The organism is Flavobacterium sp. N2038, from assembly GCF_025947185.1.
Lineage (GTDB): Bacteria > Bacteroidota > Bacteroidia > Flavobacteriales > Flavobacteriaceae > Flavobacterium.
This window is the reverse complement of record NZ_CP110001.1, coordinates 4,074,519-4,092,805: the sequence shown is the minus strand read 5'-3', so window position 1 is coordinate 4,092,805 and position 18,287 is coordinate 4,074,519. Positions and strand designations below refer to the sequence as shown.

Sequence of the window (18,287 nt, the reverse complement as noted above, 5' to 3'; positions counted from 1 at the left end):
AAACTAATATTAATTATGAGAAAACTGTTATACAAATCACTGTTAGTTTTTCTAATGGTAATGTGCTATCAAGGAGTAAATGCTCAAAATAAAACAATCTCCGGGGTAATTACAGATAATGCCAATCTTCCTGTTCCTTTTGTTACTGTTAAGGAAAAAGGAACCAAACAAGAAACAAATACTGATGAGAATGGAGCATTTACAATATCAGTAAAAGATGGTGCCACGATCATCTTGAGCGCTGTAGGATTTAAAACTACCGAATTAAAAGCTAAAGACGGAATGGAAGTTAAGCTGGCAAGCGCCACTAACGAATTAGATGGTGTTACAGTAACCGCTTTGGGGCAAACGAAAAAGAACAAATCTATCGGTTATGCAACTAGTATAATAAAAGCTGATGCAATCACAAAAACAGCATCTCCAACAATTGCTAACTCTTTGTATGGTAAAGCACCGGGTGTCCGTATTACATCTACACCAGGAGGAGCTGGAGCAATCAATATCCAGATTCGTGGTATCAACTCTATCACAGGTAGAAATCAGCCGCTTATCATTTTAGATGGTGTGCCTATTCGTGATGGTGAGGTAAACAATAGTGATTACTGGAATGAGCAACGTGTAAAAAACAATGGTTTAGCAGATATTAACCCTGAAGACATCGAGAATATTTCGATTCTTAAAGGAGCATCTGCAGCTGCTTTATACGGTTCTGAAGCTGTAAATGGAGTTGTATTGATCACTTCTAAATCAGGTAAAGGAAAAAAAGGGTTAGGTGTAGATTTTAGTACTAGTTACTCTGGCAATGAAATTGCATACTTACCTAGATTTCAATATGAAAGAGGTCCAGGATGGTCAAATGCAAATTTCTCTGCAGGGTTTTTAGCTCCAAATGGTTTTGCACAGTATGATACAAATGGAGATGGTACACCTGACACTAGAGGAGTTTCTAATAGTAGTTATAACTATGGTCCTTGGTTCGACGGACAACCAGTTATGACTTGGGATGGAGTAGTGCGTCCTTATTCACCTCAAAAAGATGGATATAAAAATATGTTCCAAAATGCTTGGGATGCGACTACAAACATTGCACTTACAAATAGTACTGAAAACAGCAACACTCGTTTTTCTTACACACATATTGAATCAGAAGGATTAAGTATGGGGAACAACAACAAGAAAAACAATTTTAACTTAAACGCATCTTTCAAAACAGGTAAATTAAAAACAGATGTAATTGTAAGTTATTTGAATCAAAACATAACGAATCGTGCTTACGGTATGGATCGTTTGGTTAATAATTTCACAGGTATGATTAGTCCGTTTTCTAATGGAGATTGGTACAAAGAAAGATACAAAACGAGCTTAGGATATAAATATGTTACGGGTAAAGACACTCAAAGTTTAACTCCAAATGAGAATATTTACCGTAATGGTTTTAGAGGTGATATTGCTGATTATTTCTGGAATACAAATGCTAAAAGACAAACTGAAATTACAAACCGTTTGATTGCAAGTGTTACTGAAACGCTTTCAATTACAAATGAGTTAACATTACGCGGCCGTATTTCGACTGATTTAACTTCGGTAAATACAGAAAATAAAAATCCGGTAGAGATACCTTTGATTTATAAATTTGGTGGAGAGGGAGATGTTTCAGGATCTTTTTTAATGGATGCTCAGGATTATAATATTCTTTATGGAGATGTATTATTAACATACAATAAAAAAATTAATGAAGATTTTGGTGTAAATGCTGTTTTGGGATATTCTGGTACGCAAGAAACAGGAAGAACAGTATCACGTTATACAAATGGAGGTTTAAGTGTTGAAGGTTGGTATGATATGAACTCATCTATAGGAACACCTCTTAGTAAAAGTACAAGATACGAAACGGTTAAAGATGCAATTTTTGGAACTTTGAGCGGAAGTTTTAGAAACTATTTGTTTATTGAAGGAACAATCAGAAGAGACCGTACTTCTACAATGAACCCAAATAACAATGCTTTTACTTATCCTTCTGTTAACTCAAGTTTTGTATTGTCTGATGCAGTTACACTGCCAGAATTTATCAGTTATGCAAAAATGAGAGGTTCTTGGGGTATAGTGGGTAACTATCCAGATCGTTACAGAGCTAACGTTGCATTTATTCAAAATACTTTAGGGACTCAAGGTACAGCAAATCCTGTTTTGATTACAAATTCTCAGGATGTGTATGGAAATGAAGGAATTAAACCTGAAATGAAAAACGAGTACGAGCTTGGTTTTGAAACTAAGTTCTTTGATAGAAGATTAGGGTTAGATTTTTCTTACTACAATGCAAAAATTAAAGATCAAATTCTTGACATGACTTTAGCACCAACTACTGGAGCTAGTAAAATATTAGCAAACGTAGGGGAATTAAATAACAAAGGATTTGAAATTGCTTTAACAGGTTCTCCTTTCAGAACTCAGGATTTTTCTTGGGACGTAACTTTAAACTGGGCTAAAAATATCAATAAAATTGTAAAATTAGCTAACGGTGCGAGTGAATTACTTCACGCGGATTATGATGGATCTGCTGCTCAGTTAAAATCTGTAGTGGGCGACCCAATGGGAGGTATTTATGCGCATCCAGTTAAAACAGATGCAAGCGGTAAGAAAATGGTTGACTCTGATGGTTTCTACATGCTTGATGGTGACAAATGGGAAAAATACGGATCGGCTATGGCAAAAGGTGTAGGAGGTTTGTTGAACTCATTTACGTATAAAAATTTCACATTAGATGTAAACATTGATTATTCTTATGGTGGCTATTTAATGCCAACAGGTATCAGCTGGATGACAGCTTTAGGTTTAACGGAAGAATCATTGAATGCTAGTACAAACGAGCGTGGTGGTTTAACCTATTACGTGGACAATGGTAAAGGAGTTCAGGTTCCAAACAGTGCAACTGCAGGTCCTGCTGGTCAACCAGTATTCCGTGATGGTATGTTAATGGACGGTGTTACTGCAGACGGTGCCCAAAATACAAATGTGGTTTCTCAAGCGGGTTATTATGTTAGCACTTATAACTGGGGAGGTCCACAATACAGCAGTTCACGTTATGAATTATACATTAAAAAGAATGATTACGTTAAGTTAAGAGAGTTATCTCTTGGGTTTAATGTTCCAGCTTCATACGCAAGTAAAATTGGTGCTACTAAATTAAGTCTTTCTTTCTTTGGACGTAACTTATTCTACATCTACAGAACTATTAAAGATATGGACGCTGAAGCAACTACTTCTGGATCCAGATGGGACAAAAACGTAAACAATGCTGGTGTAAGTCCTTCTACAAGAAGTTATGGAGTAATGTTAAGAGCATCTTTCTAATTGCGTAAATTATAATTAAAAAATAGACAACATGAGAAAATTATTATATATATCATTAACGACAGCAGCGATCTTTTTGAGCTCTTGTTCAGACAGTGATTTTGAAAATGCGTACAAAGATCCATCTACTGTAACGGCAACAAATGTTCCTAAGCAGTTTGCAGGGTTCATGAAGATTAACTTTGAGGATGTTATTCCATCGTATTGGAATTACTTTACGGTAATTAGAACTACTTCTTTAAGTTATACTCAGGCTCACGGTATTTATAATGCATCAGGACGTTTTGTTCCTGGAGCGGCAGTAACGAACAGGTGGGATAGATATTACAAATTCATTACTCAATATAGAGAGTTAGAAAAAGTAATGGCCACTTTATCTCCAGCTGAGCAGGCAGAAAATCGAATTTATACCGTTACTTCTACAATTTATTTGTACGATCATACTTCAAAAATGATTGATAACTTCGGAGATATTCCTTTTTCTGAAGCAGGTAAAATTAGTACGACTGGTGGTAATTATGACGCTGCAGCAGCTAAGTATGACAATCAGACGGAGCTTTACATCAAAATGTTAGACGATTTGAAAGCTTTTTCTACTGAATTGAATACAATTACGTTATCTGCTAAGGTAGTAGTTGAGTTCAAAAATCAAGATTTGATTAACAAAGGAAACTTGGTAATGTGGAAAAACTACTGTAACTCTTTACGTTTAAAATTATTAAATAGAGTTGCTGCTGTTCCGGCTTTTACAGCCAGAGCAAATTCAGAAATAGCTGAAATCATTGCAGAAGCGAAAATTGTTGATGAAAATTCAGAGAATATTGCCTTTAGAGTTTATACTCAAGATACTGATTTAGATACTTCAGGTTTCTTTGATGCTTTAGAGTCTACTAACAACAATCTTGCTCCAAAACCAATGATTGATCATATGAATGCTAACAGCGATCCACGTGAACCTTGGTTATTTGAAAAAGGGGCAAGTGCAACAGATTATGTAGGACTTGATCCATTGTTGGATTCAGGGACTCAGGATCAATTAATTGCTGATACTGAAATAGCAATTTATAATAGATCTGTAATCAGTAGAAATGACTGGCTGCCTGGAACATTGATTAATGCTGCCGAAGTAAACTTAATTCTTGCAGAGTATTATTCAAGAAACGGAAACGGTACTACAGCGAAAACATATTTCGAAAAAGCGATTAAACAGTCTGTCGAGTATTACGTAAGATTAGGTGATAAGGCTGATGATTTAACCTGGAAACCAACTACAGAGCCTACAGCAGCTGAAGTTGACGCATACATTGCCAAAATTAATTTTGCTGGAGCAACAACAGCAGAAGATCAGTTGAAGTTAATTGCTTTTCAAAAGTATATTCACTACAACATCATGCAGGCTGATGAAACTTGGGCTGAACAAAGAAGATTAAAACTTCCGGCACTTAATTTCATGGAAGATGAAACAAGTACAATCAGAAAAACACCTCCAACTCGTTGGACATATCCAAATTCTGAGCGTGTTTATAATACAACAAATTACAATACTGTTAAAGACAAAGATAATTTAAGTACCAAAATTTTCTGGGACGTAAAATAATTTCATTTTTAATGTTTGGTTAGTAATTGGTAAACCCCAGATTCAGGATGTTTCTTGATTCTGGGGTTTTTAACTTAGAAATGAATCTTTTTTTAAGAGAAAAAATCTTTGTAAAGCGGATGTTATTACATCAAAAAAATCGGCGGACTAGCAGTTAATTTGACTGTAGTCCACCGATTTTATTTTTAAATGGTTCTCCTTTAATTTCTTCTTATCATACCATAAAGAGGAGGTCGGGTGTAAAAGCAAAGGATTAGTAAAAAGTTTAACCGCAAAGTACACAAAGAAAAAACGCAAGGTTCGCAAAGTTATAGTGAAACTTTGCGAACCTTGCGTAAATCTTAGCGCTCTTTGCGGTTAAAAAAATAGGCTGTCAAAGAGAATTTAAAGCGTTTTAATTCTGTTTAATAAAAGTTAATGGCTGTTCGTAATTTGCAATAGAAACAAGCGCATTATAAATGTATTTTGAGACCAAAGCCCCGCCTTCGCCGTTAATCAATGTAGTATCATCCTCAGGTGTGTGATATTGCGGATGCCCGCCTGTATGTAATCCTATAGCCGAAATATCATTTTTATAAAAAGTAACATGGTCTGAACCGCCTACATCTCCAGCAAAAACAACCGGATTCAGTCCACTGCCTTCGCCTAATTTTTTCATCAATTCAACACCATCAGGAAAAGTGCCGGCACCCCCCATATACAATTCTTTTTTATCATTCAATCGGCCAACCATATCCATATTAATCATCACTTTTACAGCATCCTTGTTTACTGGTAAGTGATTAACAAAATACTTCGACCCCAATAATCCTTCTTCCTCAGCACTAAAAGAAATAAAGATGATACTTCTTTTTGGGGCAATTTTGTGATGGTGAAATTCCTCCAAAATAGATAACAAAGCCGAAACTCCCGAGGCATTATCATCGGCTCCATTATGAATAGCGAGTGTGTCTTTTTTCTTGCTGCCTGAACCTTTTCCGCCCCAGCCCCAATGATCGTAATGTGCACCAATCACGATAAACTCATTTTTTAGCTTTTCATCAGAACCTTCCAGATAACCTACTACATTTTGAGTCGACACGCTGTCGGACTTCATTTTATTAATATCGGGTTTGATGAATATTTTAAAAGGCTGATAATAATTGTCGTTGAATTTTTTCAGTCCATATTTTTTAAAATACTTTTTGATGTAAGCCGCTGCTTCATTATTACCTTTTGTCCCGGCAAGACGGCCTTCAAGTTTATCGGAAGCCAAATAAGTATCGTGCTGCAAAAAGCGCTTTGCTGAAAAGGAAGATTGCGCTGTAGTTTTTCCGGTTGTGCTGAATGCAACGAGCGAGAAAAATAGAATTTTTTTAAACATTTTTTTAAATAATTTTAGAAAATAAAGCCCTGTGAGAGCTTTTAGATTTACTGTATTTGCATTTCAATTATAGTATCAATTGCATCTATCGTTATACCATTTAGATAGACAAAAGTGCCTTCTGCCTGTTGTTTAAATTGGAGTTCTTTTCTACTGTCCATCAAGTAACATTTCTTGATTTTTTGTTTCATCTCAGGAATAAAAATATAGTCAGCTTGTTTAGGAGCATTGATAATATGGGCAAACCAGTTTTTGTTTTTAGCCGTAAATACGCCCCAGTCCTGTGGTTTCATAACATTGCCTCTTGTTCCATAAATTGTATTTCCGTTTTTATCCATCCAAACTCCAATTTCTTTTAAAGTTTCAACAAATTCCGGCTGAATGGTTCCGTCTGCCATTGGGCCAACATTTAAAAGAAAATTAGCATTCAGACTTGCAGCATTGATCATATAATGAATTAAATCCTTAGTTGATTTGTATTTTCTGTCATTGATATTAAATCCCCAGGAATTGTTCATGGTTTCGCAAGTTTCCAAAGGCAATTGAGAAACAGATTGTCCTCCAAATCCTGTAGAATTTCCGCCTGGTAAATCTTTTTCAAATGCCTGAAAATCTTCACCCTGTATTGGAGTTAAATGGTGATTGTTTGAAATCAGACAGTTGGGTTGAAGAGAGTGAATCAGTTTGTAAATTTCATCATAATGCCAATTTACTTTTGATGTCAATGTTTTATCAGTATCATTATCTAATTGATCCCAATGTCCATCAAACCAAATTCCTCCAATTTCTCCATAGTTGGTCAGCAATTCGGTTAATTGTCCTTTCATAAAACGAATGTAGCTCTCCCAATCACTTTTTTGGGTTCTGCCGGTTCCTTTGCCTGTTTTTCCAGTTTCGTATTGGTAATCAGATCTTGTCCAGTCTAAAAGCGAATAGTAGCAAAACAGTTTAATACCTTCTTTATGACATTCATCTGCCAGTTCTTTTAATAAATCTCTTTTAAAATGGGTATTGGTAATTTTCCAGTCTGATAATTTGGTGTCAAAATTGCTAAAACCATCGTGGTGACGCGTGGTAAAAGTAATATATTTCATTCCTGCACTTTTTGCAATACTTACCCATTTTTTAGCATCAAAATCCTGCGGATTAAATACATTAATCAATCTTCCGTATTCTGTTACTTTAATGTTTTGGTTGTTCATAACCCATTCGCCATTTCCCAGAACGCTGTATGGGCCAAAGTGAATAAACATACCAAATTTATCATCTTGAAATTCTTTCCTGTTTTTTAGATTTCCTTCGGTTGGAGTATAGGTTTGAGCCATTATTGTGGTCAGGCTCATCGAGAAAAGCAGCAGGCAAAATGTGATTTTTTTCATGTTTTTTGGAGTTAGGTGGTTTGAGAGTAAGGTTTTAATAATGAAAAACTAGAATTAACTCTTTGAGTGTAATGCGTAAAAAAAATAAACACATATAAACATAGTCAGGTAGCTTTTGGATTATGTTTCTATGTGTTAAAAGAATTAAAACCAATGAGTTAATTTTAATTTTTTGAAGTTTAAATATATAAAGACTTCTGTATAATCAGTAAGTCGATATTATCTAACTTTAATTATCAATTACCTTTCTCCAATCAAAAATCCTGAAACATTCCAGGCACTGCTACTGGTTCCTTCTGGTTTTCCCATCGGGATAGAAACGCGAATAGTATGTTTTCCTGGGGAAAGAGCTCCTAAATCAATTAAATTCGGGTTCGTTGTCGTTCCCGGGCACCAGTTAGAACGACTTAAGTCAGAAGATGATAATCCATTACCAAAATTCCCCGAAGCAGGATTACTCAATCGGTATGATCCACAATCTGTACGCCAGGGCGTAAACGCAAAAACTTCTTTTCCATCAATAAAAATAGAGTTCTTTTTCTGTAAAAATTCATCACCATTTTCCCACCCTCCGTGACCGGTTGTGGTATAACTCAATTTGAAATTTTTATATCCCTGAGGTACTTCAAAAGACATTTCCAATCCTTTGTCATTATCAAACATTGTGGCATATTCCTGTCCAGCCATTTCCATTACATTGAGGGTATTGAATAATGGAAGAATAAAATCAGCTTTTGTATTGTTATCCTCACCGTTATGTATGCTGATATTTAAACTCGCCTTATGTCCGCCTGCATCGTAATTTCCAATAAACATTCCGATGTAAACTTCCTGATTGCTTAGTTGAGATTGTAATAATGAAATGTCCTGACGATAGAAAACACTATCCTGCCAAACCTTATCTTTTAATTGCAGATAGTTAAAATGCTTTACGCCAAAAGGAGTAAAAAAGCGCATCAACTCCAATAAGGGAGTATAGTCATCCGTTGCAGCAACGCCCTGGTATTTTTTACCATTTCCATTTTCATAAACAGGCAATGTTTTAGCGCCGTTTTTTAATCCGTCCAGAAACGAGCTTTTTTTATTCATTGGAATCATAAAAACAGAACCGGTTCTGTCGTATGCATCACCATTAGATTGTTGGGTAACATCAGCAAAAATGGCACTTCCTTTTTTTATTTCCGGAAATTTCACCTTACGCACAATAATGGTACCGCTTGCAAATCGCAATATACTGTCGTTTGATTTTGCATCCGGCACAAAATGAATCTGTTCTTTATTAAAAACAGGGATATTGATAAAACGGCTTTTCCATAATAAATCTTTATAAGTCAATTGGTCTACAGACTGTACAGCAGGAATTTTTAGAATAGTAGGAACAGTTTTTAAAATCTCGATTTTAGCAGCTGTAACAACAGAGTTTCCATTGCGAATAGTTTCCAGAACCAAACCTAAATCTTGCCCTAAAACTCCTGGTCCGCCTTTTAGACCTAATTCGTTCGTGTACCAAATTTCAATTTTGTTAGAATTTACCGAAGTAGTTGCTTTTTTGCAGGTATAGTTGAGTATTTTTTTAGTTTCAGAACTAAACTCAAATTTTTGTTTTCCCAATGCTTCGCTATCATTACTAAGAATCGATTTGTTTTTGAGTTGCGCCCATTGCGAAATGGTTTTGGTATTGAAATCAATAAAAGTCTGTTCATATGGGAGTTCCGCTTTTTGCTGGAGGATTTTGTCAGTTGTAGTCAGACTTACCTCTTTAGAAGCATATAAAAGTAGCGGATCCGGGTTTTCGACACGTTTTCCGTTATAACTTCTGTCATAAGTGATTTTGATGGCTTTTGGGGTTTTCTGGCCATAAGACAATGTAACAATACAAAAGGCAAGAAAGATAAATGAAATTCTAGTCATGTTTAGGTTGGTTTTATGGTCTCTTTAAGCTAATTCAAAAGAAACAAAATAGAAAAATAAGATGGTTTGAGTCTTTTCTAAATCGATTTAATAAAGAAAAATCGGAAGTAGGATGAAGGCATTAAATGATGTTTTCATGATGTATTCTAAAATTATAGTATTGGGAATTATAGCGGCATGTCAGTACGACATTTGTAAAAAGCTAAGATAAAAATTTTTCGCTTCAAATAGGAACATACTAATGTTTTTTACTAAAAAAAGTGAAGCATTTTGTTTCATTTGCTGAAAATCAATGATTTTGCTATAACGATTTAGGACTAAATATTTTTTAGTAAAACTGTTTAGTAATCAGTGTTTTATATTTTTTAAAAAATAATTTTGTCGGTAAATAAAAAAAACTACATTTGTCATATGTATGAACATATGAACAAAATACCGTTACTGGATCACGACAGCAAAATACCTTTACATAAACAAGTAGAGGATTTATTACGTGAATTGATCAAACATCCCGATTTTAAAGATGGAGAATTGTTTCCAAAAGAAGTTGATTTGGCCAAACGCTGGGGAATATCCCGTAATACGCTTCGTCAGGCAATTGCTGTTTTGGTAAATGAAAAATTACTGGTAAGAAAGAAAGGTTCAGGAACAAGGGTTTCACAAAACCGAATCACAACCAATCTGAATAACTGGATGAGTTTTACGCACGAGATGGAAGATATGGGACTAGAGTTTAAAAACCTTTATCTCAATGTCGAACTGGTACAGGCGAGTGCTAAAATTGCCAAACATTTACAAATCAATGAGGGAGACGAAGTATTGCTTTTACAACGTACCCGAAGTATTGATGATAGCCCGATGGTCTATTTTGAATCCTATTTTCATCCCAGAATCGGACTTTCTGCTGATGAAAATTTCGAGGCACCTTTATATGAGATTCTAGGGAACAAATACAATGTGGTTCCGGTATATTCACAGGAAGAACTTAAGGCAATTGCAGCCAGTAAGCGCATTGCAGGTACCTTAAAGATTGAAAAGAACCAACCTGTTTTAGAAAGAAAAAGGGTAGTGCTTGATACCGCGAGAAGGCCAATCGAATATAATATTTGTTATTACAGAAACGACTGGTTTACCTATACAATCGAAATAAAACGTACGATTTAAGCAAGATGAAAATAGGAATTGATGTAGGCGGAAGTCATGTTACCGTAAGCGTTTTAGCAAACAACACTCTTGATAATCAACCTCAGCGATTCATTAGAAAAGAGATCAATTCAAATGAAAATGCAACCGCTATTATTTCGTCTATAGGAAATGGTATTAAGGAAATATTAAATGAAGAAGCGTTAGTTGATGTTGTAGGAATTGCTTTTCCGGGACCTTTTAATTATGAAAAAGGCGTGAGTGAAGTTTTGGGAGTTGGCGGAAAATTTGAAACCACTTTTGGGATTCATTTGCAGCAGGCACTCCAAAATTTTACGAATCTGAAAACAACTCTCTTTGTTTTTTCCAACGATGCCGATTGTTTTGCAGAAGGCGCTTATTTCCGTCACCGGTTAAACAGTAAAAGAACTGTTTTTGTGACTTTAGGAACCGGATTTGGTTCCGCAATAATGTTAGACGGTGAACTAATTAAAAAACATTCGGATATTCCAGAAGGCGGTGCTTTTTACAATCAGTCTTTTTTAGAACAAAAAGCCGATGATTATTTCTCAGTCCGTTGGCTTTTGGCAGAATATAAACGTCTTACTGGAGAAAATATTCAAACGGTAAAAGCAATTGCAAATTTGAATACAGAAGCTTCAAAGACCGTTTTTACCAATTTTGGTCGAAACATGGGAGCATTTCTTTTTCCTTGGTTTGAAAAATTTCGATGTGAAGAGCTGGTAATAGGCGGTAATATTTCGAAAGCAAAAGCCTTATTTATGCCCGCTTTAGAAGAAGCTTTAAAAGAGTTAAAAATAAAAGTAAATATTATTTTCTGTGATGATGCTGAGCTAAGTATTCTAAGAGGAGCGACAATTATTGCAGATAAGAAAAATAAAATACAAATGGAAAAATCTATTCAGTCTAAAAGAAAAACCACACAACCTTTATTGCCTGTACAAGCCGTTATAAAAGAAAATGGAGAATACAATGTTTTTCCTTCTTTTCCTGCCAACTCAGAAGTTTTTGTAGGGTTTGAGACTTTAGCGAATCAAATTGTAACACAAAAGATTGTTGTTATAGATGGATTTGGCGGTGTTCTGTGGGAAAACTTTAAAGATCATTTAAACTCAGTTTTGATTGAAAAAAAGAAAAATGTGCTTTGGTATGATATTGATTCCTGCTTAAAATCAAGTGAAGAAATCAATAAAATGATTGAGCCAAACCTAAATGGTGATGATCCTGTTTTTGGTAAAAAATACCTGGGAGAACTTGCTGATTTTTTCGAGACTGAAAAACTAAATAAATTAAAGCCAGACACAAGTGCTGATATTTGTATTGTGTACGGAACAGGAGCTTCATTATCCAACTGGGAAGGACTGCTTCTTTATGTTGATGTTCCGAAAAATGAAATTCAATATCGAATGAGAGCCGGTTCTGCAAAAAATATTGGCAGTAATGACACTTTAGTATATTCTCAGATTTATAAAAGAATGTATTTTATAGAATGGCCGGTTTTAAATATTCATAAAGAGCGTTTACTGCCAAAAATGGATGTGATTATTGATGAGCAGCGTATTGATGAAATTACCTGGATGAAAGGAAACGATTTTAGAAATGCATTGAATCTAATGTTGGAAAGGCCGTTGCGTGCCCGTCCGTGGTTTGAAGCCGGAGTTTGGGGCGGTAAGTGGATGAAAAATCATATTGAAGATTTAAATCAGGAGGAAGTGAATTATGCGTGGTCTTTTGAATTAATAAGTCCTGAAAACGGAATTGTCTTTGAAGGAAACAATTATTTACTGGAAGTTTCTTTTGACTTTCTGTTATTTCAGGATAACAAAAAAGTTTTGGGGAAAGCCGCAGAACGTTTCGGAAATTATTTTCCAATCCGTTTCGATTATCTGGACACTTTCGACGGAGGTAATCTTTCGGTACAATGTCATCCGCGTCCGGAATACATTAAGGAGAATTTTGGAGAACCTTTTACACAGGATGAAACTTATTATATTCTGGATTGTGAAGAAGATGCCGAAGTATATTTAGGTTTTCAGGACGATATTAATCCTGATGAATTTAGAAATGCATTAATCGAATCACAGGAAAAGGCAGAAGAAATAGACATTGTAAAATATGTGCAAAAATTCAAAGCCCAAAAGCACGATTTGTTTCTTATTCCGAATGGAACCATACATGCTTCCGGAAAGAATAATATGGTACTGGAAATCAGTAGTACACCTTATATTTTCACCTTTAAAATGTACGATTGGGTTCGTCCGGGATTAGATGGAAAACCACGTCCTATCAATATCGAACACGGATTCAAAAACGTCTATTTTGACCGTAAAGGCGAACGAATTACCAATGAATTTATTTCAAAACCAAAGGCTGTTAAAGAATTTCCGAATGGCCAAAAAATGAGTTTACCAACCCACGAAGAGCATTTTTATGCTGTTGATCGCTATGAATTTAACGGAGAAATTGAGATTGAAACCCTTGGGCAATGTCATATTTGTATGTTAGTAGAAGGCGAAATTGCAGAAGTAAGTGCGGGCGAACACATTCAAAAGTTCAAATATGCCGAAACATTTGTGATTCCGGCCAATGTTCCTAAGTACAAAATCAAACACCTAAGCGACAAAAAAGCATTTGTAGTGGTTTCGTATGTAAAAGACAGCTGGTGCTAAAACTATGGGGCAGTAAACAAAATGAACCACCATTTAAGCCCTTTGGTATTTAAACCAAAGAAATAAGATTAACTATAACTACTATCTAAGAACCAAAAATATTATGAAGACCCAAGGAACCAATTATTTTATCTCTCTTATAACACTTATTGCAGCATTAGGAGGCTTTTTATTCGGATTTGACATGGCTGTGGTAAGTGGTATTATCGAACCCTTGAAATTACAATACGAATTATCATCTGCTCAGGAAGGATTATTTGTTTCCTGTGCTTTATTAGGCTGTATTATCGGAGTCGCTTTTTCAGGTTATTTAAGTGATAAAATTGGAAGAAAAAAAGTATTGTTTGTTTCTGCGATTTTATTTTTAATAAGTGCAGTCGGATTTGCATTTTCAGAAGCCTATCCCGTATTGATTTTGTTCCGCGTTCTTGCAGGCATGGGCGTGGGAGTAGCTTCAAATGTGTCACCGCTTTACATCTCGGAAGTGGCGCCTTCGCATAAACGCGGACAATTGGTGGTTTTTTATCAACTGGCAATAACTGTTGGAGTTTTGGCGGCTTATATCAGTAATTTTTTCCTTCAAAAACATGCTTCCTCGCATTTAGGATCCGGCAGCGGTTTGTTGTACTGGATGTTTGTAGAAAATGTTTGGCGCGGAATGTTTATTGTTGGCGTAATTCCTGCCGCAGCATTTTGTTTCCTGCTGCTAATCGTTCCCGAAAGCCCACGCTGGTTAATTCAATACGGAAAAAATGAAGAAGCCTTAGAAATATTAACTAAAATAAACGGAGAGGAAATTGCACAAACAGAATTAGACTCTATCAAAGAAATGACGGGGCAAAAAGCAGGTGGCATAAAAGAATTATTACGTTTGCCTTTGCGCAAATTATTGATATTGGCTATGGTGCTTACTGCCTTATCTCAGTTTAGCGGTATTAATGGTGTCATATTTTATGGCCCAACCATTTTAAAATCGGCCGGAATTGTTACGAGCGATGCCTTGTTTTATCAAATTATTCTGGGATCGGCTAACGTACTTTTTACTTTTATCGCGATTTCAAAAGTAGACACCTGGGGGCGAAGACCTTTGTATATCACAGGTTCATTATGTGCGGCTTTTGCACTGGCATTGACTGGATTTTGTTTCCTGATGAATATTACAGGATGGTTTATGTTGTTAAGCATCATCTTATTCCTTTTATTCTTTGCCTTTTCTCTTGGACCGTTAAAGTTTGTGATCTCCACAGAAATTTTTCCCACGCATATTAGAGGAACAGCTTTATCGATTTGTATTATGACTATGTGGGTTTCAGACTGGGTGGTGAATTTGTTATTCCCGGTTATGAGAGATGGTTTAGGCATCGCTACGACATTTTTTATCTTCTCATTCTTTTGTATTCTTTCTTTTGGTTATGCAAAAAAGAAATTATTCGAAACGAAAGGAAAGAGTCTGGAAGAAATTGAAAAATCTTGGAATTTGTAATCATGGATATAAATAAAATAATTTTGAAAGTAAAAATAGTTTTCGGCTTATTACTGATTTTTTCAGTACAATCCCTTTTCGCACAAAAAGAAGTTCCGTTTTTTGGAAAAATCAATTGGATCAATGGTTTTGGAAAAGAAATTACAGGAGAAAATATCACGTATAATTCTGCTTTTCAGGATTATGCAACAGTAGCGCTTTTAACAAGGACGACCGATGGTAATAAGACTATAGAATGGGAAACAGCTCCTGCTCCAAAAGTGATAAAAGACGATTATGTATATTTTAGCTGGGTTGCAGGACATTCATCAGGATCAAGCAGCGGTGACAGAAATTTTGATTTGTATGTAGATGGAAAAAAGATGTTGACTTTTACGACTTTACCTAAAAATCAAAAAGCAAACTGGATTTTCAAAACAGATGACGGATCGGCATTAGCATTTCAGCAAATAAAACTGGATGGAGCAAACGACTCTCAAGGATATGCATACCTGCGTCTTCCTGCCAGTAAAGTAAAACCCGGACAATCTGTTCGAATAAAAATTGTTGGTCAAAAACAAAACAGTAACGACTGGTTTATGACGTTCAAGTTTGCATTTGAAGAAAATGTAAAAGTAACTCCAATGCCTTTTCTTTTAAAAAATGGAACACAAACGCTTGCTTTAAGTGTTTTGCATTTTGGTAAAGAGGAAACGGTAAATGTAAAAATCAACGCAAAAGAAAATTACACCTATACAGCAAAAGACGGAATGAACAGTTTTGACATTCCGATTGCAGCAGTTACAAAAGAGGAAAAAGTAAAGGTGCAGGTAAAACTTGCGGGCAAAACTTTTATCGATGACTTTTTTGTTGTAAAACCTATTGTTTACAGAGAATTTCATTTACTGCATCATTCTCATACAGATATTGGTTATTCACATTTGCAGCCTGAAATTGTAAAAGTGCACAATAAAAATATCGATGATGCACTCGAAATGATCGAAAAAACAAAATCGTATCCAGAGGAAGCAAAATTTAAATGGAATATAGAATCAATTTGGGCAGTCGAAAATTATTTGAAAGAAGCAACACCGGTTCAAAAAGAAAAGTTTGTAGCAGCAGTAAAAAATGGCGACATTCTGCTTTCGGCATTATATGTAAATATGCTTACCGGAATGAGCCAGGCCGAAGAAATGTTTCATTACACAGATTACGCTGCTAAGCTGCGCAAAGAATTTGGTTTTACCATAAACAGCGCAATGATTTCTGATGTTCCCGGATTTGCCTGGTCAACAGTAACAGCACTTTCAAAAGGAGGCGTAAAATATTTCTCTATAGGTTCTAATTTTATGGGATTAGATCATCCGTATAGAGGAGACAGAGCGGGGCATTTTCTTAAAAATTGGGGGGACAAACCCGTTTGGTGGTCATCACCTTCAGGACAGGAAAAAGTATTGTTTTGGGCAGGAGCCAAAGGATATTCCTCATGGCACGGCATGCAGCCGGGTGATATTTATGAAAGAGGAGCCAGGAAAATTGCAGATTACTTAAATGAATTAACAGCCAGCAATTATCCTTATGATATGGTACAATGGCGTTTTAATATTATTGCCGACAATGCTCCAATTGAACCTAATGCTTCTGATTTTGTAAAAAAATGGAATGAAAAGTACGCCTCTCCAAAACTAATTCTCAATACTGCTGATAAAATGTTTGAAGCTTTTGAGAAAAAATACGGGGATAAAATACCAACCGTAAAAGGCGATTTGACACCTTATTGGGAGGATGGAGCCCTTTCTACAGCGGAGGAAGAAGGAAAAAACAGAATTAACAGTTTACGTCTGCAGCAATTAACAACACTTTATACCATGTTGCAGCCTAAAAAATACGATCAGCAAAACTTTTATGAAGCTTGGAGAAATATTATAATGTTTCACGAACATACCTGGGGTGCCCATAATAGTATATCTGATCCAGATTCTCATTTTGTAACAGAACAATGGCGTATAAAAAAACAGTTTATGCTTGACGCTGATACTGAGATTAATGCCTTAGAGAAAAACTTATTTGAGATGATAAGCAATTCGAAATCTAAGAAAATAGCCATTTTTAATACCTCATCTTGGAAAAGAACCGGATTGGTACTTATTGAAACAACTTTAAAAGGAAAATCAGTAAAAGATGCTAACGGAAAAATTACGCCATTGCAGCAATTGAGTAATGGAAAATATGCCTTTATTGCTACAGATGTTCCAGCTTTAGGAACTGCATTTTATGAAATCACAGACAAAACAAAATCAGATTTTACAAATCAGTTTGTTTTGGGAGATCATTCTTTATCGAACGGAAAAATTGAATTTGGCTGGGATAAAAACAACGGGAGTATTACGAATCTAAAAACTATTTCAGATTTTAACTACGCCGGAGATTTCCACAAACAGGGCTTAAACAGTTATTGGTACGTTCCCGGCTTAAATCCTGAGGAAGCAAAAACTAATACAAATGTTCAGGTTAAAATGCTGGAAAACGGACCTGTTGTAACATCGGTTTCAATTACATCAGATGCTCCCGGAGCCAATAAACTGGAGCGAATTATTTCGCTTTACAGCGGAAGTAATCAAGTATTGATACATAATGTTTTAGACAAAAAAGCCATTCGTACCAAAGAAGGAGTGCATTTTGGATATCCATTCAATACACAATTAACAAAAACTACGCTTGATGCAGGCTACGGAACAATTGAGTTTTTGAAAGATCAATTGGCAGGGTCAAATATGGATTTTCTTTATGGAAGAAGATGGGTAGATGTTTCGGCAGGAAACAAAGGAGTACAATGGATGCTTTTAGAATCTCCTTTGGTAGAACCAAACAGCATGGTTGATGAAAGAAAAGAGGTAGTGCCTAATCATAAGGAATGGAAAAAGACTGAGAAACCAACTTCTACTTGGTTCTCCTACGTGATGAATAATTATTGGCATACCAATTACAAAGCAGATCAGGGCGGCATTGTAAGCTTTAAATATGCACTTCGTCCTCATGAAACAACAGATAGAACCACGATGGAAAAAGAAGCAGCGGAGTTTACACAGCCATTGATGGCAATGACGATAAAAGAAGATGTAAAACTGCCTGTCAATCTTTTTGAATTGACCAATTCCAGAATTGTGGTAACCAGTTTAACGCCCAATCAGGATGGTACCATATTAATGCGCCTGTTTAATCCGGAAGATTCAGAACAACAAACAAAATTTGTATGGAAATCTTTGCAGCCAAAATCAATTATAGAGAAAACAACTGGCGTTGAAAAAGCAAATTCAGCTGAAATAAAAATGGCAGGAAGCGGAGTTTCAGAGTTTATACTGAAGATATAAAATCGGTTATAATCAGCGTT

At 35.6% G+C, this 18,287-nt stretch carries 9 protein-coding genes; 6 read left to right on the top strand and 3 right to left on the bottom strand.

The features are described from left to right. Window positions 1-15: 15 nt before the first annotated feature. Window positions 16-3,351 carry a SusC/RagA family TonB-linked outer membrane protein gene (locus tag OLM51_RS17955; RefSeq protein WP_264551970.1) on the top strand — a complete coding sequence of 1,112 codons (3,336 nt, stop codon included), beginning with the start codon at window positions 16-18 and terminating at the stop codon, window positions 3,349-3,351. Window positions 3,352-3,382: 31 nt separating this feature from the next. Continuing rightward, window positions 3,383-4,948 carry a SusD/RagB family nutrient-binding outer membrane lipoprotein gene (locus tag OLM51_RS17950; RefSeq protein WP_264551969.1) on the top strand — a complete coding sequence of 522 codons (1,566 nt, stop codon included), beginning with the start codon at window positions 3,383-3,385 and terminating at the stop codon, window positions 4,946-4,948. A 394-nt stretch (window positions 4,949-5,342) separates the two neighbouring features. Here OLM51_RS17950 and OLM51_RS17945 read toward each other — a convergent pair whose 3' ends face one another. From OLM51_RS17945 to OLM51_RS17935, 3 genes are all read right to left on the bottom strand, one after another. Next, entirely contained in the window at window positions 5,343-6,311 is a 969-nt protein-coding gene (locus tag OLM51_RS17945; protein ID WP_264551968.1) for a M20/M25/M40 family metallo-hydrolase, read from the bottom strand. Between the two features lie 47 nt (window positions 6,312-6,358). Continuing rightward, a complete protein-coding gene (locus OLM51_RS17940; protein ID WP_264551967.1) occupies window positions 6,359-7,690 on the bottom strand; it encodes an alpha-L-fucosidase in 1,332 nt (443 codons plus the stop codon). Between the two features lie 240 nt (window positions 7,691-7,930). Beyond that, window positions 7,931-9,601: a GLPGLI family protein gene (locus tag OLM51_RS17935; protein WP_264551966.1), complete on the bottom strand. Its 1,671-nt coding sequence runs from the start codon at window positions 9,599-9,601 to the stop codon at window positions 7,931-7,933. A 423-nt stretch (window positions 9,602-10,024) separates the two neighbouring features. On the opposite strand from OLM51_RS17935, the gene OLM51_RS17930 reads away from it, so the two are divergent. The 4 genes from OLM51_RS17930 (at window position 10,025) to OLM51_RS17915 (ending at window position 18,267) form a co-directional block, all read left to right on the top strand. After that, a complete protein-coding gene (locus tag OLM51_RS17930; RefSeq protein ID WP_264551965.1) occupies window positions 10,025-10,765 on the top strand; it encodes a GntR family transcriptional regulator in 741 nt (246 codons plus the stop codon). Between the two features lie 5 nt (window positions 10,766-10,770). Further along, a complete protein-coding gene (locus tag OLM51_RS17925) occupies window positions 10,771-13,434 on the top strand; it encodes an ROK family protein (RefSeq protein WP_264551964.1) in 2,664 nt (887 codons plus the stop codon). Window positions 13,435-13,537: 103 nt separating this feature from the next. Next, window positions 13,538-14,917: a sugar porter family MFS transporter gene (locus OLM51_RS17920; protein ID WP_264551963.1), complete on the top strand. Its 1,380-nt coding sequence runs from the start codon at window positions 13,538-13,540 to the stop codon at window positions 14,915-14,917. A 23-nt stretch (window positions 14,918-14,940) separates the two neighbouring features. Continuing rightward, window positions 14,941-18,267 carry a glycoside hydrolase family 38 C-terminal domain-containing protein gene (locus tag OLM51_RS17915; RefSeq protein ID WP_264551962.1) on the top strand — a complete coding sequence of 1,109 codons (3,327 nt, stop codon included), beginning with the start codon at window positions 14,941-14,943 and terminating at the stop codon, window positions 18,265-18,267. Window positions 18,268-18,287: the final 20 nt, after the last annotated feature.